We start from the raw sequence: 16,954 nt of genomic DNA, 5'->3' as shown, positions 1-16,954 counted from the left end.
GGCGGAAGATTGTCACGCGAAACAACCGGAGCAGCCTGGGGATGCTGGCGTTATGCCTGATTATCGTCCGGCTGCAAACGGTCACGCATGCGCAGAAGATAGCGCTGGGAGCCTTCCAGAACCAGTTCCCGGCGCTGGTTATGCACGGTGCTGCGCAAGACAAGTATCCCGGTAGACGTATTGGGGGTCAGTTCCACGATTTGCAGCACCGGATGGAGTGTATCCCCGGCATAGACGGGACGGATGAAGCGGCTGCTTTGTTCGACCAGACCCAGCAGGCTGTTTTCCACCATGGCATGAAACGGTGATGCGCCCGCCGTGGTGACTGCCAGAACCTGAAATCCATGCACCAGCACGCCGGGATGCCCGTTCTCCCGACACCAGACCGGATCATGATGCAGGGGATGAGTCTCGCCGCTGATGGCGCGGAAAGAGTCGATCAGGGAGCGGGTCAGCGCAATCGGAGGCAGAATAAAACGCTCTCCCAGCTGGAAATCGTCAAAGTAACGCGCATGGATGTCTGTTCTCTCATGGCTGAGCCGGAAAGAGGCGGCATGTCCGTCCATGTTGAAGGTCTCCATCCGTGCAGCAGGCATGGACATAATAAAAATTGCGTATCCCGAGGTTAAGATGAAACTAATGTGAAGGTTGTTCGTTCACAATAGGTGTCAACGGTAGCCCTGTCATCATTTTGTCGCGGGTCACTGGCCCCTTGAAACCGGCGTTGGACTGGCTGTGACGGTCATTTGTCGGTGGGCTGACCGATTGCGGGGCCAGTGGGGCCGGCCAGAACCTCCGCTACGTGGCGGACCTGCACCGTTGATCCTTCGCGCAGCAGCGTGCCGGCCATGTTCAGCAGGCAGCCCATATCTCCGGCCAGAATCATGTCTGCCCCTGTAGCCACGATGTCCGCCACCTTGTCGCGGGCCATGCGGGTCGAGATCTCCGGATATTTGACGCAGAACGTACCGCCGAAGCCGCAGCATGTTTCCGGGGCCTCCATTTCGACGATCTCCGCATCCATGGCGCGCAGCAGATCGCGGGGTTGTTGCTTGATCCCCAGCTCCCGCAATCCGGCGCAGCTGTCGTGATAGGTGACACGGCCCGGTGAAGGGGCGGGGGTCGTCGTCACGCCGCGTATGTCGGTCAGGAAACTGACCAGTTCATGACAGCGTCTGGCCAGATCAGCAGCCAGAGGCGCCAGAGCAGGGTCATCCGCCAGAAGATCGGGCAATTGATGACGCAGCATCCCCCCGCAGGAGCCTGATGGAATGACGACGTAATCATATCCCTGAAAACTGGCCAGAATATCGCGCGCCAGTGCTTTGGCCGTCACACGGTCTCCGGTATTGAAAGCGGGCTGGCCGCAGCAGGTCTGTCCACGCGGAACGGAAACCTTGCATCCGGCCTGCTCCAGCAGCTTGATCGCGGAAAAAGCGACGCTGGGCCGATAGAGATCGACCAGACAGGTGACGAACAGGGCGACGCGCGGTTCTGTCTTCAGGCGGGCGGTCGAGGGTTGAGGCATGGTCTCGCTTCCTGCCTGGGGGAGGGACGGATCGTGAGAAAAGAGAGGCTGTCAGCTGCCTTCTGCTTCCATCATGCGGTTTGCGGCAATGCTGATATAGCCTTGGTCAAGCTCGATGCCGATGCTGCGCGCGCCTTCAGCCTGTGCGGCAACGCCGGTGGTGCCGGTGCCCATGAACGGATCCAGCACCAGCGCATCGGCCACACCATGCAGCCGTATGCACCAGCGCGGCAATGTCACCGGAAACGTGCCGGGATGCAGGAATTTCTGGCTTTTGCTGCGTACGGTCTCATAAGGAATGAACCAGGTATTGCCGCGGCATCGCAGATCCTGGGCATGGCCGCGGCGGACAATATTCGACTTGTCCTTATAAGGCACCCCGACGGCAAGCCGGTCCAGCTTCACATCTCCTTTGTGGGTGAGATGGAAGATGTGCTCCTGGGCATGGTTGAGGAAACGCTTGCCGTTCACCGGCTTGTAATGCCCGACCGAGACGGCGGGGGTCGCCACGGATTTGATCCAGACAATATGGTTCTGCAACACGAACAAGGTGCGCAGCCGCACGATCAGCTCGAACGGCAGCCACGGGCGGGAAGGCGAGCCGGAAACATTGAGGAAAAACGAACCGCCCGGTGCCAGCACCCTTTTGAGCGCGGTAGCAACCTGCGTCATCCAGTCGAGATACTCTTCTTCCCCCCTGCTATCGAGATAGCTGGCATAGCCGAGATCGAGATTATAGGGGGGGGACGTGACAATCACATCCACGCTGCCCTCTGCCAGAAAAGGCAGAACGGTCAGGCAATCCCCACAATACAGCCGATGCCGATCCTCGGCAGAAGCAGGACTGGGCCAGACCGGCCGGAGCGAGGGTGAAGAGGTTTTTTTTTTCGATGGCCTGCCCGCTTTGGCACGGACACGTCCGCCAGAAAATGTGGGACTGGCAGAGTCATCCGTACAAGGCGCGGGCGGCGTGATCGCCTGCTGTTTCATGATATCAGATGAATCAGACCACGGCGGATGGTGCAAGGGCAAACAACGGAAAAATTGCCTGTTGCATGGCAGGGCACACAGGTCTAAAGAAAATTCGGCAGCGCCAATAGGACATACCTATGACACTGCCAAGTTTGGGGAAGAAACATCCAATAGACAGCCACCCAACGGCTGCTGCACTGCAACATAAAAGCTGCCAAGCGGGCGCGCAAGTCCTAATTCAGGACAATGAGCGCCCGTTTTGCTGTCTGGCATGGACAAATTGTCCCACCCAAAAGGCTGCCCCTTGCGGCTGCCGTAAGGGGCAGCCGGACGGGCAGTGCCACAGCGGGTAACCTGTCTGTGGTTCAGATCAGGCTCAACGCCTGCAATTTCCGCCGCAAGGGTTCAGGCAGACGGGCAATATCGTCATGGTTGACGGCACGGGTCAGATCAGGTGGGGCATCTTCAGGCTTGAGGTAGCGCCAGCCCTGAAAGGGCTTGATCACACGCGCCGAGACGGGAATCAGGTCGGGTGCCAGATGAATGGCACAGCACGGCGTGCCATCCGGTTTATGCTGCTCACTGAGCCCGGTAATAGGCTGGCGCACGGACAGTAATCGGCCAATCACCCAGTAAAGCGAGCCGCCCTTCAGCAGGGCCTCGCCCTGACGCGGAGTCTGGCGGGTCAGATGCCATAATTCCCCGCCCTGTGATCCCGGCCGCTCTCTGGCGCGTTCAGCCTGTAGAGCGGCAAGATGCGCAGGAGACTCGACACCGACCGCCAGCTTCATGAGATGCAGCATGGAATCTCATGTGCGGCCTGATTGGTCGGGATGCAAGCCGGGCCGTGATGCAGAGAGGGGAAAGAGGTGAAAGAAGACAGGACTCCATGGTGGCGATGCGGGTTGGTGCTGGTGGGGGCCGCGTCCTGGCTTGCTGTCGCAGCGCCGATGGTGGCGCAGGCCCAGATGATGGCCACAAGGAATCCGGCTCAGGTGCCGGCTGCGCGTTATATGCTGGAGCCATCCCATACGCAGATTGAGTTCGCACTCTCGCATATGGGGTTCAGCACCTATTATGGACGGTTCGGTGAGGCTTCCGGCTGGCTGGATTTCGTGCCCGCCCATCCGGAGGCCAGTCATCTGGAGATAACGGTGCCAGTCTCCAGCCTGTCCACGACCAGCCCGGTTTTGAACCAGACTCTGGTCGGTGCGGAATGGTTCGATGCGCAGCGCTGGCCGGTGGCAACGTTCCGCTCTACCTCCGCCCGCGCCACAGGACCGGAGAGCGGGGAAATGACCGGCGACCTGACCCTGCATGGCATCACACATCCCGTGACGCTGACGGTGCACTTCAATGGTGGCGGGATCAATCCGCTGTCGGGCCGATACACGATCGGCTTCGAGGCACGGGGTAATATCCGTCGTTCCGCATTCGGGATATCGCGCTATCTGGATATGGTGGGCGATGACGTGCAGTTGATCATCAGCGCCCCTTTTGAGAAGCCCTGATACAGGACGGGGGGATTATTCCCGGTCGTAATTGGCATTACCGGGCAGAGGCGCATTGACGATTTTATCGAGATTCTCGCTGGCTTGCCAAGAACGTAACAGCCAGCCCAGCTTCTCCCGCCGTACCAGATCGAAACGGAAGAAGATACGCTCGGTACCGTTGCACACTGCGAAATCATAGCGGCGGAAAAAACTGCCGATGCGACGGGTATCAAACAATTCGGCGCAGCCTGGCCCCTCCTTGCCGAAGCTTTCGGTCATCATGCGGATATTCTCAGCGATGATCTGGTGCGCTCGTTTGGCTTCCCCGGGATCATGGTCATCGACGGCCTGATCCATCAGCTTGCCGATGGTTATCAGCTTGCCGGTGCGAAAAGCCGCTTCCATATTTTTGGCCCACTCATCCGGGTTCTGTGGCACCGCATGGGCAGGATAGGAGGCAAGGCTGAGAGTGCAGGCGCATATCAAGGCCGTCATGAGGCGTGGCATCGTGAGCGTCATTCCATTGCCTTGAAGCAGTCTTGCGGTTCATTCTTCGCCCGTGCTGATGGCTCTGGTCGCGAGCATGCAGATCGGGCCGGAATGTTCCGGCGATGTATTCTGACCGACTATAATCTGTGTGTGGACATGCGGGATGAATGAAAATCTCTTTTCGGGATGATGTGGCATCATGACAGCGAGAACCTTGTTTCACTGTGTCTTTCAGGCGGCAGTTTTGATGGTTGCGGCCGGTGTGCTGAATCCCGTTTTCGCTTCAGCCTCGGATAACAACCCCGATCCGGTGGCAAAGCCGGTCTGTTTCGATACGAATCGGCACAGGGTCATTGCACGGGACCGGACGGCAGAGGTCGGACAGGATATTGTGGTGCGCGGCCGGATCACGGGGCCTTGCCGGTTTGATAAAAAAACGGGGGACTGGATCGTCAGCGGGCGGGATGATGCGGATTACGTTCAGAAGGTGATCGAACCCTATCTGTTCATCGACAGCGGCACCTCGGCGATGCGAGGCTTCAGCATCTATGACATGGCCAGTCGTAAGCGTTTGTATAGCGGGGCGACGCAGGATCAGCCGCGATACGGCAAAACGGACGTGACTTTATGGGTGGTCACGGACCGCCCTGTCACGCAGGCCAACTGCCCCGCTCTGAAGCAGTTCAAGGCTCAGGGTGGCGGAGCCGTGATCGAGGCGGAAACCAGTTTTCGTTATGCGGATGCGACCGTTCATCAGACTGGTGCCGTCCGTTGTGCCTACACGGAATGAGAACGATTCCCCCCCTCAACAGTCGGGTGTGGCAAGGGCCGCTTGACGCGATCCACCCCTCATCTCAATATCAGATCGCCTAAAAAGACAGCGATGCAGGTATGGTGACAACCTGCGGTCTCTCCGGAGACAGTCACGCTTGAGTGGGTGACACCGCTCTTGGCCTTGGCCGGACACAGTATGGAGGCGCACTCCATGCAGGTGATCGGTCATGGTCGTTCAAGGCTCTGGTTGATCGGTGTCCGTTTTTCAAACGGAAAGGCACAACCATGAAGCTGAATCATATCAATCTCTATAGTCATGACACTGAAGCCGATCGGGTGATGTTCGAGCGGTATTTCGGGCTGCGCACGCTTGTCGTGCGTGGCAGCAAGATGGCGATCATGCAGGATGATGACGGGCTGGTGCTGATCGTCAATCACTTCGAGACGAAGCTTGATGGGTTCGCTTATCCCAGACAGCTGGACATCCTGCATATCGGTTTCATCCAGGAAACCCGTGAAGCTGTGGATGCACTCTATGAGCGCCTGCGTGATGATGGCTGGGAAACCCAGAGGCCGCATGATGCGCATGGCGCCTGGTGCTTCTATTTCCAGGCTAAAGGCGGATACTTCATTGAGGTGACGACAGTCACTCCAGTCCGCCCCATATCAGCATCGTTTGCGTGACAGACGGACCGGAACGTAGCAGGGCCGTTTTTCAACAGCCCGGATCATTAACCACCGGGTTTGGCTTGCAGTTTCGCATCCGGTGCCGGGCCGGGTGCGATAACAGGGAAGGTTTTTTCCCAGTGCTCATCCTGATTGTCGCGAACGCTGACAGTCAGGGTGTGGTCATTTCCGGATTCAGTGCGCAGGAAGAAGCCAAGCACCGGGTCGGACGCCATGGAGATATCCGTATCGAGGCTGAAAACCAGCTTGCCATCATAGGTCGTCTTGATTTTCTGGACGTAATGCGCGGGTGTGTAGGCCTGTGTGAGCGGGTCCATCTGCATACCGTTGAAATTCGGATGCCGGATCATCAGCGTGGCGGCCAGAGGGGAGGCCAGAGGGGAGTCCTTTCCGGCCAGTTTCAGCTTCATCTTGCCGATATTCTGCAACGCTTCCTCGGCGTCGCTGCCGGCCGGAGCAGAGCAGCCGCCGGAGGCTTTGACGAAGCGCGCGGTTTCAATCAGAGAGCCGTCATCCCGTTCCAGCACGGCATGGATAAAGGTGTAGGTGTTCACCCGCACCCGGAAGCTCATGCTGCGTGGATCGATGGCGGGGCCGAACACGACATGCGCGGCCAAAGGAGAGGGATTGTCATCAATCAGCAGATAAATCCCCTTCGCCGAGGGATCAGACACCGTGACCGTGACGGGCACCAGTGCCGCATCCAGGGCGCGCACGGGCGCCTCAAGCCCGATCAGATGCTCGGAGGCAGGCTCGACCGCAACAGGGCGCTGCGCAAACACCGCCTGTTTCAGATCGGCCCAGCGATGCTGACGGGCCGGATCGTCCTCATCCTCTGCTGCCTGTGCCATGGAGGGGAGATGGACAGCTGTCAGCAGCATGCCCATCAGCAGGTATCTTGTGCGCATTGAATCGTTTCCCGGCCGTCATTGTTATCATTATCCGGGAAGGATATGGCGACGGCCCGGATTTTCCCAAGTGGAAATCCACTGGCGCGCATCCGGGCCGTTATCAGGGCAGGATCAGACGGTCCCGCTCATACGTTGAAGCGGAACAGAATGACGTCGCCATCCTTCACGATATAGTCCTTGCCTTCGACGCGGGCCTTGCCGGCTTCCTTGGCCCCGGCTTCGCCACCCAGCGTGATGTAATCATCGTAGCCGATTACTTCGGCGGCGATGAATCCGCGTTCGAAATCGCCATGGATGACACCGGCGGCCTGAGGGGCACGGGTGCCCTGCTCGATAGTCCAGGCGCGGGTTTCTTTCGGGCCGCAGGTGAAATAGGTCAGCAGACCCAGCAGATCGTATCCGGCGCGGATGACGCGATCCAGACCGCTATCCACCAGACCGAGACCGGCGAGAAATTCGGCGCGGTCCTCATCGCCCAGTTGGCTGACCTCGGCCTCGATCGCGGCGGAGATGACCACGGAGCGTGTTCCCTGCCGGGCGGCCAGGTCTGCGACACGGGCGGAAATCGCATTGCCGCTGGCGGCTGAGGCCTCCTCGACATTGGCGACATACAGCACGGGCTTTGACGTCATCAGTTGCAGGCGGGATGCGGCGACACGCTGATCCGCCGGGATGGCGGTGCGGGCAGGCTGACCGGCTTGCAGCGCGGTGATGATCGGTTCGATCAGTTCCAGCTGGGCTGCGGCTTCCTTGTCGTTGCCGCGGGCTTTTTTCTGAAGCAGCGGCACGCGCTTCTCCAGACTTTCCAGATCGGCCAGCATCAGCTCGGTCTCGACGGTTTCCGCATCGCGCACCGGATCGACACTGCCTTCGACATGCGTGATGTCGTCATCTTCGAAGCAGCGCAGCACGTGGATGATGGCATCCACCTCGCGGATATTGCCCAGGAACTGGTTGCCCAGACCTTCGCCGCGCGAGGCACCGCGCACCAGACCGGCAATGTCCACGAATTCCAGGCTGGTCGGCACGATTTTCTGGGATTTCGCCGCGGTTGCCAGCTTTTCCATGCGCGGATCGGGCACGGCGACCCGGCCTACATTCGGCTCAATGGTGCAGAATGGATAGTTCGCCGCCTGTGCCGCAACGGTAGCGGTCAGCGCATTGAACAGGGTGGATTTACCGACATTGGGCAGGCCAACGATGCCGCAATTAAATCCCATGGGGTCTTAACCTTCGGATAAGGCGCCTGCATGCAGGCGGGAAACTCATTGGCGATGGGTCAGCAGGGCAATGCGCGTCATGAAATCCTCGGCGCGGCCTTCTGCCAGAAGCGGTGCGGCATCGGCGACGGCCTCCAGCAGGGGACCGAGCCATTCCTGATCGCTTTTGGCGAAATTGCCCAGCACATGGCCGTGCACCCGCTCCTTGCTGCCTGGATGGCCGATCCCGAGGCGAACCCGCCAATATTCCGGTGTCCCAAGCATCCGGTCCATGCTGCGCAGGCCGTTATGCCCGGCGGCACCCCCGCCCCGTTTGACCCGCACCTTGCCGGGGGCAAGATCAAGCTCATCGTGAAAGGCGCTGACCGCTTCGGGAGGCAGTTTGAAAAACGCGGTGGCAGGCTGAACGCTTTCGCCGGAGGCGTTCATGTAGGTCATCGGCTTCAGCAGGATGATCTTGCGCCCGGCAAGGGTTCCTTCCGCCGTCAGCCCTTTGAATCGGTTGCGCCATGGGGTGAACCCATGGCGCTGCGCGATGGCATCGACGGCCATGAAGCCGATATTGTGCCGCTGAAGCGCCATACCGGGTTCGGGATTCCCCAACCCGGTCCAGAGCAGCAAGGACGGCACGATACGGCCTCGTTACTTCTTGGCGCCTTTGGCCGGAGCCTTGGCGGGTGCCGCTGCTTCAGCAGCCGGGGCGGCCGCTTCGGCGATGGTGGTCGGCGGTGCGACGGTGGCAACGACGAAGTCGCGGTCCAGAATGGTCGGCTTCGCTTCGCCGGTCCCCTTCAGATCGGACCAGCGGATGTTGTCGCCGATATCCAGCGTGCCGAGATCGGCTTCGAAATGCTCCGGCACGTGATCGGGGTCGCACAGCACTTCCACAGTGTGACGAACGATGTTCAGCACGCCACCGCGCTTCAGGCCCGGGCTGGTGGCTTCGTTCTGGAACTGCACGGCCACGGCCACGCGTACCGGCTCACCGGCGGCAAGGCGCTGGAAGTCCACATGCTCCGGAGCATCGGTGACCGGATGGAACTGCACGTCGCGGATCAGGGCGCGGGTGGAGGCACCATCGACGTTGATTTCGTAGAGGCGGGACCGCCAGCCACCGCGATTCAGCTCGCGATGAATGATACGGGGGTCGAGCTTGATCAGGTCCGGGGTCTGGCGCGCACCGTAGATAACGGCCGGAACCTTACCCTCACGCCGAGTCGCCCGCGCCGCCCCCTTACCGGCTCGCGAGCGTGCCTCGGCCTCGATCTGTGTGAAAGTGGCCATGGAAATGCTCCTAAGCAAAAACGTTAAACGCCGGCCTCCAGGGGTGCCGGCGTGGGGCGCGGTTTAGCGAATCGTATCCGTTCCGGCAACACGCTTCTGTTTCCTGCCTGTTCTGCAAGAAACGGGTTCACTGATGCTCAGGTGGCGGGCATCAGGGTCCAGGGCCGGTCGCTGCCGGTGGGGGGGCGGCACAGATAAGGCAGGGCATTGGGGGTGCGGACATTCGGCGGCATGCCCATCAGTGCACGTACCGCACGAAACAGGGCGCCATGGGCGATGATCAGCACGGGTCCCGGCAGTTGCAGCGCATTGCCCACTGCCACGGCAGCCCGGCGCTTCAGATCACTGAAGCTTTCCGCGCCGGCCGGGGTCGATTCGCCACGCACCCAGGCGTCGAACCATTCGCTCATCGGCTGGCCTTCGCGTTCTCCGAAAGCGCATTCACGCAGCTTGGGATCAATCTGCACCGGTACCCCGATATGCTGACTGACCAGTTCCGCCGTGTCGCGGGCCCGGGACAGCGGAGAGCTGACCAGCGTGCGAATGCCGCGCCCTCGCAGACGCTCCGCCGCAAGGCGCGCCTGAGCCAGTCCGGCGGCGTTGAGTTTCACGTCCGTGACACCCTGCGCCAGATTGAGCGTGTTCCAGTCCGTTTCGCCATGGCGCAGGAACCAGAACGGCACAGCTGCCAGTTCCGGACCCTGCGGGGGTGGCATGCGGCTGGCGGAGGCGGGGGGAAGGCCCATGATAGCCCCGGCTTCAATCGAAGAGAGAGCTGACAGAGCTTTCGTCGCTGATGCGGCGCATCGCTTCGGCCAGAAGCGGGGCAATGGTCAGCTGACGGACATTCTGGGCCAGTCTGACCGCTTCGGTGGCCAGAATGCTGTCGGTGATGGTCATCATGCTGATGGGGCTGGAGGCGATACGGGCGACCGCACCGCCTGACAGCACGCCATGCGTGGTATAGACACTGGCGGAGGCTGCACCATTGGCGATCAGGGCCGCGGCGGCATTGCAGAGTGTTCCGCCCGAGTCGCAAATATCGTCGATCAGGATGCAGTCGCGTCCTTCGACATCGCCGATCACGTTCATCACCTCGGACACGCCCGCCCGCTCACGACGCTTGTCGATAATGGCGAGGTCGGTGTTCAGGCGCGTGGCGATGGCGCGGGCGCGCAGCACGCCGCCGACATCGGGGGAGACGATCATGATATCACGCCCGTGAAAACGCTCCGCAATGTCGCGGGCGAAAAGCGGGGCGGCATAGAGATTATCCACCGGAATATCGAAGAAACCCTGAATCTGGCCGGCATGCAGATCCATGGTCAGCACACGGTTGGCGCCGGCTTCGGTGATGAGGTTGGCGACCAGCTTGGCGCTGATCGGGGTGCGGGGGCCGGACTTACGATCCTGCCGGGCATAACCGAAATACGGGATCACCGCCGTGACACGCCGGGCCGACCCACGCCGCAGCGCATCCAGCGTGATCAGCAGCTCCATCAGATTGTCATTGGCGGGATAGGAGGTCGACTGAATGACGAACACATCCTCACCGCGGACGTTCTCGTGGATTTCCACGAACACTTCCATATCCGCGAAGCGCCTGACGGAGGCTTTCGTCAGGGGCAGGTTGAGGGCTGCCGCGACCGCCTCGGCCAGTGGACGGTTGCTGTTGCAAGCCACAATCTTCATGATTTTCAGATCCCGCGTCTTAACCGTCGTTGCGGCCCGGATGCCCGACGGCGCGCGCCTTCTACCAATGTGTCGGAACCGTGTCCAACCATCCTGTGCAGCAAATCCGCCATGCGGGTTGTTTCGATGATGTTTTCACCCTCATGGCAAAGGGGATCGTGGCGAAACAGGGGCCTTTTGCAAGGCATCCGGCGGGGCGGACAAAGCGGTGGAGGATGCGGTTCCGGCCGGTTTGTCTGCGGTTTTTCCGGCGGCGACCTTGGCCCGGTTGAGGCCGGTGGCATTCTGGATCACCTGCTTGATACCGCCTGCGGCCTCGGTAGACGCGACATAGGCGACGTCGCCCCAGTGCAGGTCCAGCGTGCCGGGGGGGATCTCGTTGATCTGGATGGTGCGACCGCTTTCCTGGCCGCTGCCATCGGTGACGATCCACTGAATTTCAATCCGCTCCGATCCATTGGCGCCCGGTGCGGTTCTGACGCGTGGTTGCACGGTAAAATCGGCGGGCGCGGTCTGGGCCGATTCGTCACTGGCGATAGTGATCCCGATTTTGGGCAGCGCCAGCTTCATCTGCATGGAGAGCGCCATATTGCCATCGCCCGGTGCGCCGATCCCGTCCAGCACGGCGACCCGGGCCGGACGGTTGAACAGGCTGTTCGGATCGCTCTGTTTCATGGCCGCATCGACGTCGTTCAGCAGATCGGAGATTTTGTCGGCGGAGGTCAGGGCCTCCTGTTTCAGCATCGGGCGGTCTCCGGCGGCCCAGACTGAGGCGGGCATGGACTGACCATCAGCCTTGCCGTGTGATTTTCCGGTCGGGTCAAAGACTTCGTAATGAGGCACGACAGTGTTGCCCTGCGTGGTGGCGGTGATTCCCAGCCACCAGTCGCCTTTTTTCACAGGCCCGGCCACGGCAGGCACGGTGTGGTCATCCAGAGCATGGGCAATGGAGGTCGCAAACAGCTTGCTGGAATCGTCATCCAGCAATGCGTTGCCGGGCGTGGGCACTGCCAGACGCGCAGGTGGTGGCGCGGCGAGCTTCATGGCGGTCTGACCGGGATGCCCCATGAAAGGGCGTGGCAGATCGCCGCAGCCGGACAGGCCGAGCAGACCGCTCAGGCAGGTAAGCATGAGAGTGAAGCGGCTCAGGCAGAAGGGAAGGCGGATCATGAATGTTTTCCCGATTGTCGCTGGCAGGTGTCCCTGACGGGTGTCTCTGGCTGGTCAGGCTGCGCCGGGTTGCGGGCAAAGAATCGCGGAGACCTGGTGGCCGATGGCACCGCCACCGGCGAGGGTGCGGCGGCGATGACTATAGAAGCGTTCGGCATCCGTCAGAGTATCGATCAACAGAGCCTCGGCCTCGATTCCGTTCCGGGTCAGACGATGCAGGCAGTAACCCGCCAGATCGAATTGCCAGTGTTCCGCATCCCGTCCGTCATGCAGGTAGAGATTGCCGTCCGGATCGGCTGCCAGCAGGGCAGCCCGCAGATCCGCCCCCACCTCATAGCTGTTCCGGGCGATGCAGGGGCCGACACAGGCGCGTAAGGAGACTGCTCCCCAGGCCCGCATGGAATCTGCCGTGGCTTCCAGAATCCCCGCTACCGCTCCGCGCCATCCGGCATGGGCCGCGCCGACGATCAGGGAGCCGTCATCGCGTTTGCCCTCGAACAGCACGGGGCCGCAATCGGCTGTGATGACGCCCAGAGCGATACCGGGCCGGTCGGTGATCATCGCATCCGCATCCGGGCCGGAACCGGCAGCCCAGGGCGTTTCGACCCTGATAACCGTGGTGCCGTGCACCTGCCGCAGCCCCAGCAGCGTGTCGGCCCCCAGACAATGCGCGATCCGGGCGCGGTTTTCATGCACGGCAACAGGATCATCTCCGCCTGAAAGCGATCCGTTCAGACTGGCATAAGGCCCGGATGAAACGCCGCCGCGCCGGGTGAAAAAACCATGCGGGGCTGCCAGTGGTCCCGTGATCCGCTCCGGCAGGGAGGAGGCAGCTTGGGCAAGATCGGTCATCAGGTCATGTCCCGTATCGGGAGAGGTTCGAAACCTGCCGGAACCGGCAGGCCGGGCGAGGTCAGGGCCATCGCCTTGAACAGGGTGCCCATATATTCCGCCTGTGTCAGCCTCTGCCCCGCATTCATGATCTGGCGCGCCATGGCGGCGGGCTTGCCGGATGCCAGACGCTGGCAACGCTGCATCAGACCGAGCGACAGCAGAAACCGTCCCTGCGCCACCGGTCCGTATCCGTTGGCACCTGCGCTGCGGGCGGTGTCCAGCAGAGCGGAGAAATCGACATGGGCGGTCAGATCGGCGGCTCCGGCGGGCAGGCTGAACGGATCGACCGGAACACCTTGCGCCAGAGCCTGCAAACTATCGCCGAAACCACTTTGGGCCGGACCATAATCCAGAAACAGCGCCATTCCACTCTGGCGTGTCAGCCGTCCGGCGAGGCGGGTGATGATGTCATGCGATGCTTCCGACCATTCCCGGATTGTGCCTTCTGCGACCGTCTCCGGCAGGCAGGGGAAGGGAGGTTCCATGGGGTCTGTTGTAAGGGTTGCACTCCCATCGGGCTGCACCTCTACAAATTGCTCCCGCCATTCCGCCTTCTGTCGAACGAAGCGGCGGATAGGCAGGGCATCCAGAAACTCATTGCCCAGCAGGATCAGGGGCGCATCCGGAATTTCATCGAGATCGGCGGCAAAGCGGGCTTCCGGCACGCGCTGCGCCTGAATGGCGCGCAGTCTTGGAGACGTTTCGATGAACATGATCGTGGCAGCGTCGGCAAAAGCGGGTATGGCCCGGCGGATCGCGGACAGAGCATCGGCCATCAGCGTCCCGCGCCCCGGTCCGGCTTCGGCCAGCACGATCCGGGCGGGTGCGCCTATCTGCTGCCACCCCATGGCCGCCCACAGACCCAGCACCTCGCCGAACGCCTGACTGATCTCCGGCGCGGTGGTGAAATCCGCAAACGGGTCATGTGTGGCGTAATAGGCCGCGTTAGCCCGGGCCATGAAACGGTCCAGCCGCTCCGGGCGTGCGGTCATGGGGTGGACCGGATATCCGTCTGCCCAGTGGCAGGGGCATTGGTGCGGGCGCGCAGGACCAGCCATAGTCCCGCCATGGCCATGGGCAGGCAGAGAATTTGTCCCATCGTCAGGCCGAATGTCAGAAAGCCGAGGAACGAATCCGGCTCTCTGAAATGCTCGGAGATGATGCGGGCAATGCTGTATCCGATCAGAAACGAGCCGCCGAGCTGTCCGAACCGCGCCCGCACTCCAGGCCGACTGACCAGCAGCAGCATGACGATAAACAGCAGCGCGCCTTCCAGCCCCGCCTCGTAAAGCTGGCTGGGATGACGTGGCACAGGACCGCCGGAGGGAAAAATCATCGCCCAGGGCAGCCAGTCCGGTGCGGCGCGGCCCCATAGCTCGCCATTGATGAAATTGGCGATCCGCCCCAGCATCAGGCCGAGCGGCACGCAGACGACCAGCCGGTCGGCAAAACCCAGAAAAGAAATGTGATTACGGTAGCAGAACAGGAGAGTGGCCACGACCACCCCCAGCATGCCGCCATGGAAGCTCATTCCTCCATGCCAGACCTGAAGGATGGCGCCGGGATGCGCCAGAAAAAATGATGGCTGGTAGAAGAGCACGTATCCCAGCCGCCCCCCCAGCACGACACCCAGCGTGGCCCAGGTCAGGAAATCGTCCACCTGTTCGACGCTGGCGACGGCGGGGTCGAGCCGTACCAGCCGCCGCATCAGCCGCCAACCCAGCACCAGCCCGACAATATAGGCCAACGCATACCAGCGGATCGCAAAGGGGCCGACCTGTACCAGAACGGGGTCGAAGCCGGGAAACATCATCACGGGCAGCATGCTACTCCTCGCGGCGTCACGCCTGATGGGGCTGTCCTGAGGGTGAATAGGCAGTGCTTCACGGACGGTCAAATAGACTGAATCTGGTATGGTGGATGCTCTCTTTACGTGGCCGCCCGTTCGATGCTGTATCGACCCCTGATGGTGGGTGCCTTTTCGAAAAGGGATCCCTGCCCATCCCGACGTGCAAGGCCCGACGTGCAAGGAGCGTTCGCAATGACATCCCGCCCCCGTTTTTTTGACGATCTGGCTGGTCTGGCCGGCGGTGCCCTGTCCGCAGTCTCCGGACTGAGGGAGGAGTTGGAGGCACTGGTGCGGGCGCGGGTCGAGGAAACGCTGCGCCGTCTGGACGTCGCCCGACGTGAGGATCTGGATGTTGCACTGGAGCTGGCCGCGACCGCCCGTGATACGCAGGCAGCCCTTCAGGCCAGGGTCGATGCGCTGGAGCAGCGTGTGGCCGCGCTGGAGGCTGATCCTGTCTCTGTTGCGCAACAGGACAAGCCTTCCGGTGCCTGAACGGGCCGTCCGATGATTCAGCAGCCCTTGCGGCACGGCCCGACACATCGTTAGGCTGCCGGAGTGGTATCCAGGGTACGACCGGAACCGCACCGGTGCCGTTGCGTCCCCATGGCCACATTTGGCCTTCCTCCAGGTGGGAGACCCATCATGACTGCCCTGTCCTTCTCCGTGCAGGAGCGTTCCTCCAATCCGCTGGATATGCTGGAGCAGATCGTCACCGCAAATGACTGGATTTTCGATCGCCGCAGCGATCACGAAATGGCCGCTGAGGCCCCTGGAAAATGGTGTGATTACGGGCTGTATTTCAGTTGGTCGTCTGAAATCAGCGCTATGCATTTCACCTGTACATTCGATCTGAAAGTACCGGAAAAGCGGCGCGCCGCTCTTTATGAGCTGTTGGCATTGGCCAATGACAAACTCTGGATCGGCCATTTCGGAATGGATAGTGAGGATGGCATGCCGTTGTTCCGGCATTCCGTTCTGCTGCGTGGCGCGCCGGGTGCGTCTGCGGAAAGTCTGGAGGACATGATGGATATCGCCATTACGGAATGCGAGCGGTTTTTCCCGGCGTTCCAGTTCGTGCTGTGGGGCGGCAAGGCCCCGGCCGAGGCCATGGCTGCGGCCATGCTGGAATGTGTGGGGGAGGCATGAGCCTTCCCCCGATCCCGCCCATCCTGCTGGTTGGTTGCGGCAAGATGGGCAGCGCTATGTTGCGATCATGGCAGGAGCGGGGATTGTCCCGCTCCTTTGTCGTCTCACCCTCCCCCCGCGCCTTGGGGGAGAGCGTGGCCGTCGTGCCGGATGCGACGCATATTCCTCCTGATTTTCGTCCGGCCGCCGTGATTCTGGCAGTGAAGCCGCAGGTCGCGCCGTCGATTTTGCCGGATTATGTCCGTTTTGCCGGGCATTCGGTATTTCTGTCCGTCATGGCCGGGCTGACACAGGCTGGTTTGGCCGGAATATTGGGTGAGCAAGCGGCAATCGTCCGCTCTATGCCCAATACCCCTTCGGCGATCGGTAAAGGGTTTACCATGGCGCATGCCGGTCCGCATGTGGATGGCGCACAGCGTAGCCTGTGCCACACCCTGCTGGAAGCCGTCGGTACCGTGGCGTGGGCGGAGCAAGAGACGGAGCTTCTGGCAGCCACGGCGATTTCAGGCGGTGGCCCGGCCTATGTGTTTCTGATCGCGGAATTGCTGGAAAATTGTGCTCTGGAGCAGGGGCTGGAGCCTGATCTGGCACGCAGCATGGCCCGCCAGACCGTGATTGGCGCGGCATTGCTGCTGGAGCGGGAGGAAGCGGATGCGGCGGTATTGCGCCGCGCTGTGACCAGCCCTGGTGGTACGACGGAACAGGCGTTGAAAATACTGATGGCCGAAGACGCCCTGCCCTCCGCTTTTTCCCGTGCCGTTAAGGCGGCGATCAAACGGGCAGGTGAGTTGTCCGGCGCGCCGGTCGTGGAACCGGTGCGGTAGGAGTGCGATGAATCCCCCGAA

General features: G+C 61.4%; 21 protein-coding genes. 6 read left to right on the top strand and 15 right to left on the bottom strand.

Annotated elements, in window-relative coordinates; genetic code table 11:
• Positions 1-50: 50 nt before the first annotated feature.
• From GBCGDNIH1_RS24135 to GBCGDNIH1_RS24120, 4 genes are all read right to left on the bottom strand, one after another.
• Positions 51-602: a MaoC family dehydratase gene (locus GBCGDNIH1_RS24135; RefSeq protein ID WP_011633028.1), complete on the bottom strand. Its 552-nt coding sequence runs from the start codon at positions 600-602 to the stop codon at positions 51-53.
• Between the two features lie 140 nt (positions 603-742).
• Entirely contained in the window at positions 743-1,528 is a 786-nt protein-coding gene (locus GBCGDNIH1_RS24130) for a (Fe-S)-binding protein (RefSeq protein WP_011633027.1), read from the bottom strand.
• Between the two features lie 51 nt (positions 1,529-1,579).
• Complete coding sequence (locus GBCGDNIH1_RS24125; protein ID WP_080504553.1) at positions 1,580-2,518, bottom strand: DNA-methyltransferase; 939 nt, start codon at positions 2,516-2,518, stop codon at positions 1,580-1,582.
• A gap of 347 nt (positions 2,519-2,865) precedes the next feature.
• On the bottom strand, positions 2,866-3,303 hold the full coding sequence (locus tag GBCGDNIH1_RS24120) for a DUF1489 family protein (protein ID WP_011633025.1): 438 nt from the start codon (positions 3,301-3,303) through the stop codon (positions 2,866-2,868).
• A gap of 66 nt (positions 3,304-3,369) precedes the next feature.
• Between GBCGDNIH1_RS24120 and GBCGDNIH1_RS24115 the strand changes: the two genes are divergently transcribed.
• Positions 3,370-4,011: a YceI family protein gene (locus GBCGDNIH1_RS24115; RefSeq protein WP_011633024.1), complete on the top strand. Its 642-nt coding sequence runs from the start codon at positions 3,370-3,372 to the stop codon at positions 4,009-4,011.
• Between the two features lie 15 nt (positions 4,012-4,026).
• Here GBCGDNIH1_RS24115 and GBCGDNIH1_RS24110 read toward each other — a convergent pair whose 3' ends face one another.
• Entirely contained in the window at positions 4,027-4,512 is a 486-nt protein-coding gene (locus GBCGDNIH1_RS24110; protein ID WP_011633023.1) for a hypothetical protein, read from the bottom strand.
• 169 nt (positions 4,513-4,681) lie between these two features.
• Between GBCGDNIH1_RS24110 and GBCGDNIH1_RS24105 the strand changes: the two genes are divergently transcribed.
• Positions 4,682-5,272: a hypothetical protein gene (locus tag GBCGDNIH1_RS24105; protein ID WP_011633021.1), complete on the top strand. Its 591-nt coding sequence runs from the start codon at positions 4,682-4,684 to the stop codon at positions 5,270-5,272.
• Between the two features lie 269 nt (positions 5,273-5,541).
• Positions 5,542-5,940, top strand: a complete 399-nt coding sequence (locus GBCGDNIH1_RS24100; protein ID WP_025318360.1) for a VOC family protein — start codon at positions 5,542-5,544, stop codon at positions 5,938-5,940.
• Between the two features lie 47 nt (positions 5,941-5,987).
• On the opposite strand, the gene GBCGDNIH1_RS24095 is transcribed toward GBCGDNIH1_RS24100, so the two are convergent.
• The 10 genes from GBCGDNIH1_RS24095 to lgt form a co-directional block, all read right to left on the bottom strand.
• Positions 5,988-6,851, bottom strand: coding sequence for a quinoprotein dehydrogenase-associated SoxYZ-like carrier (locus GBCGDNIH1_RS24095; RefSeq protein WP_011633019.1), 864 nt, complete (start codon positions 6,849-6,851; stop codon positions 5,988-5,990).
• A 128-nt stretch (positions 6,852-6,979) separates the two neighbouring features.
• A complete protein-coding gene (ychF, locus tag GBCGDNIH1_RS24090) occupies positions 6,980-8,074 on the bottom strand; it encodes a redox-regulated ATPase YchF (protein WP_011633018.1) in 1,095 nt (364 codons plus the stop codon).
• Between the two features lie 45 nt (positions 8,075-8,119).
• Positions 8,120-8,695: an aminoacyl-tRNA hydrolase gene (gene pth, locus GBCGDNIH1_RS24085; RefSeq protein ID WP_043453195.1), complete on the bottom strand. Its 576-nt coding sequence runs from the start codon at positions 8,693-8,695 to the stop codon at positions 8,120-8,122.
• A 21-nt stretch (positions 8,696-8,716) separates the two neighbouring features.
• Complete coding sequence (locus GBCGDNIH1_RS24080; RefSeq protein ID WP_025287601.1) at positions 8,717-9,358, bottom strand: 50S ribosomal protein L25/general stress protein Ctc; 642 nt, start codon at positions 9,356-9,358, stop codon at positions 8,717-8,719.
• 137 nt (positions 9,359-9,495) lie between these two features.
• Entirely contained in the window at positions 9,496-10,104 is a 609-nt protein-coding gene (locus tag GBCGDNIH1_RS24075; protein ID WP_232449658.1) for a histidine phosphatase family protein, read from the bottom strand.
• Positions 10,105-10,117: 13 nt separating this feature from the next.
• On the bottom strand, positions 10,118-11,050 hold the full coding sequence (locus tag GBCGDNIH1_RS24070) for a ribose-phosphate pyrophosphokinase (RefSeq protein WP_011633014.1): 933 nt from the start codon (positions 11,048-11,050) through the stop codon (positions 10,118-10,120).
• A 141-nt stretch (positions 11,051-11,191) separates the two neighbouring features.
• A complete protein-coding gene (locus GBCGDNIH1_RS24065) occupies positions 11,192-12,220 on the bottom strand; it encodes a hypothetical protein (protein ID WP_011633013.1) in 1,029 nt (342 codons plus the stop codon).
• Between the two features lie 54 nt (positions 12,221-12,274).
• Entirely contained in the window at positions 12,275-13,072 is a 798-nt protein-coding gene (locus GBCGDNIH1_RS24060) for a polyphenol oxidase family protein (RefSeq protein ID WP_011633012.1), read from the bottom strand.
• Positions 13,072-14,106 (bottom strand): class I SAM-dependent methyltransferase, encoded by a 1,035-nt coding sequence (locus GBCGDNIH1_RS24055; protein WP_025318365.1) that lies wholly within the window; start codon positions 14,104-14,106, stop codon positions 13,072-13,074. The genes GBCGDNIH1_RS24060 and GBCGDNIH1_RS24055 overlap by 1 nt, the downstream gene beginning before the upstream one ends.
• Positions 14,103-14,939, bottom strand: a complete 837-nt coding sequence (gene lgt, locus GBCGDNIH1_RS24050) for a prolipoprotein diacylglyceryl transferase (protein ID WP_025287596.1) — start codon at positions 14,937-14,939, stop codon at positions 14,103-14,105. Before lgt ends, GBCGDNIH1_RS24055 begins: the two co-directional genes overlap by 4 nt.
• A 216-nt stretch (positions 14,940-15,155) precedes the next feature.
• On the opposite strand from lgt, the gene GBCGDNIH1_RS24045 reads away from it, so the two are divergent.
• From GBCGDNIH1_RS24045 to proC, 3 genes are all read left to right on the top strand, one after another.
• Positions 15,156-15,455, top strand: a complete 300-nt coding sequence (locus GBCGDNIH1_RS24045; protein ID WP_025287595.1) for an accessory factor UbiK family protein — start codon at positions 15,156-15,158, stop codon at positions 15,453-15,455.
• 150 nt (positions 15,456-15,605) lie between these two features.
• Positions 15,606-16,109, top strand: coding sequence for a YbjN domain-containing protein (locus GBCGDNIH1_RS24040; protein ID WP_025287594.1), 504 nt, complete (start codon positions 15,606-15,608; stop codon positions 16,107-16,109).
• A complete protein-coding gene (gene proC / locus GBCGDNIH1_RS24035) occupies positions 16,106-16,933 on the top strand; it encodes a pyrroline-5-carboxylate reductase (protein ID WP_025318366.1) in 828 nt (275 codons plus the stop codon). The genes GBCGDNIH1_RS24040 and proC overlap by 4 nt, the downstream gene beginning before the upstream one ends.
• Positions 16,934-16,954: the final 21 nt, after the last annotated feature.

This window comes from Granulibacter bethesdensis CGDNIH1 (genome assembly GCF_000014285.2).
Classification (GTDB): Bacteria; Pseudomonadota; Alphaproteobacteria; order Acetobacterales; family Acetobacteraceae; genus Granulibacter; species Granulibacter bethesdensis.
Note: the sequence above shows the minus strand (reverse complement) of the source record. Positions and strands in the feature narration are given on the sequence as shown.

Bases quoted from the DNA above. Each gene is read 5' to 3' on its own strand.
- GBCGDNIH1_RS24105 (WP_011633021.1), top strand. From the start codon at position 4,682: ATGACAGCGAGAACCTTGTTTCACTGTGTCTTTCAGGCGGCAGTTTTG.
- GBCGDNIH1_RS24125 (WP_080504553.1), bottom strand. From the start codon at position 2,518: ATGAAACAGCAGGCGATCACGCCGCCCGCGCCTTGTACGGATGACTCT.
- GBCGDNIH1_RS24130 (WP_011633027.1), bottom strand. From the start codon at position 1,528: ATGCCTCAACCCTCGACCGCCCGCCTGAAGACAGAACCGCGCGTCGCC.
- GBCGDNIH1_RS24075 (WP_232449658.1), bottom strand. From the start codon at position 10,104: ATGGGCCTTCCCCCCGCCTCCGCCAGCCGCATGCCACCCCCGCAGGGT.
- GBCGDNIH1_RS24040 (WP_025287594.1), top strand. From the start codon at position 15,606: ATGACTGCCCTGTCCTTCTCCGTGCAGGAGCGTTCCTCCAATCCGCTG.
- GBCGDNIH1_RS24060 (WP_011633012.1), bottom strand. From the start codon at position 13,072: ATGACCGATCTTGCCCAAGCTGCCTCCTCCCTGCCGGAGCGGATCACG.
- ychF (WP_011633018.1), bottom strand. From the start codon at position 8,074: ATGGGATTTAATTGCGGCATCGTTGGCCTGCCCAATGTCGGTAAATCC.
- GBCGDNIH1_RS24135 (WP_011633028.1), bottom strand. From the start codon at position 602: ATGTCCATGCCTGCTGCACGGATGGAGACCTTCAACATGGACGGACAT.
- GBCGDNIH1_RS24080 (WP_025287601.1), bottom strand. From the start codon at position 9,358: ATGGCCACTTTCACACAGATCGAGGCCGAGGCACGCTCGCGAGCCGGT.
- GBCGDNIH1_RS24070 (WP_011633014.1), bottom strand. From the start codon at position 11,050: ATGAAGATTGTGGCTTGCAACAGCAACCGTCCACTGGCCGAGGCGGTC.
- proC (WP_025318366.1), top strand. From the start codon at position 16,106: ATGAGCCTTCCCCCGATCCCGCCCATCCTGCTGGTTGGTTGCGGCAAG.
- lgt (WP_025287596.1), bottom strand. From the start codon at position 14,939: ATGCTGCCCGTGATGATGTTTCCCGGCTTCGACCCCGTTCTGGTACAG.
- GBCGDNIH1_RS24055 (WP_025318365.1), bottom strand. From the start codon at position 14,106: ATGACCGCACGCCCGGAGCGGCTGGACCGTTTCATGGCCCGGGCTAAC.
- GBCGDNIH1_RS24065 (WP_011633013.1), bottom strand. From the start codon at position 12,220: ATGATCCGCCTTCCCTTCTGCCTGAGCCGCTTCACTCTCATGCTTACC.
- GBCGDNIH1_RS24110 (WP_011633023.1), bottom strand. From the start codon at position 4,512: ATGACGCTCACGATGCCACGCCTCATGACGGCCTTGATATGCGCCTGC.
- GBCGDNIH1_RS24095 (WP_011633019.1), bottom strand. From the start codon at position 6,851: ATGCGCACAAGATACCTGCTGATGGGCATGCTGCTGACAGCTGTCCAT.
- GBCGDNIH1_RS24045 (WP_025287595.1), top strand. From the start codon at position 15,156: ATGACATCCCGCCCCCGTTTTTTTGACGATCTGGCTGGTCTGGCCGGC.
- GBCGDNIH1_RS24120 (WP_011633025.1), bottom strand. From the start codon at position 3,303: ATGCTGCATCTCATGAAGCTGGCGGTCGGTGTCGAGTCTCCTGCGCAT.
- GBCGDNIH1_RS24100 (WP_025318360.1), top strand. From the start codon at position 5,542: ATGAAGCTGAATCATATCAATCTCTATAGTCATGACACTGAAGCCGAT.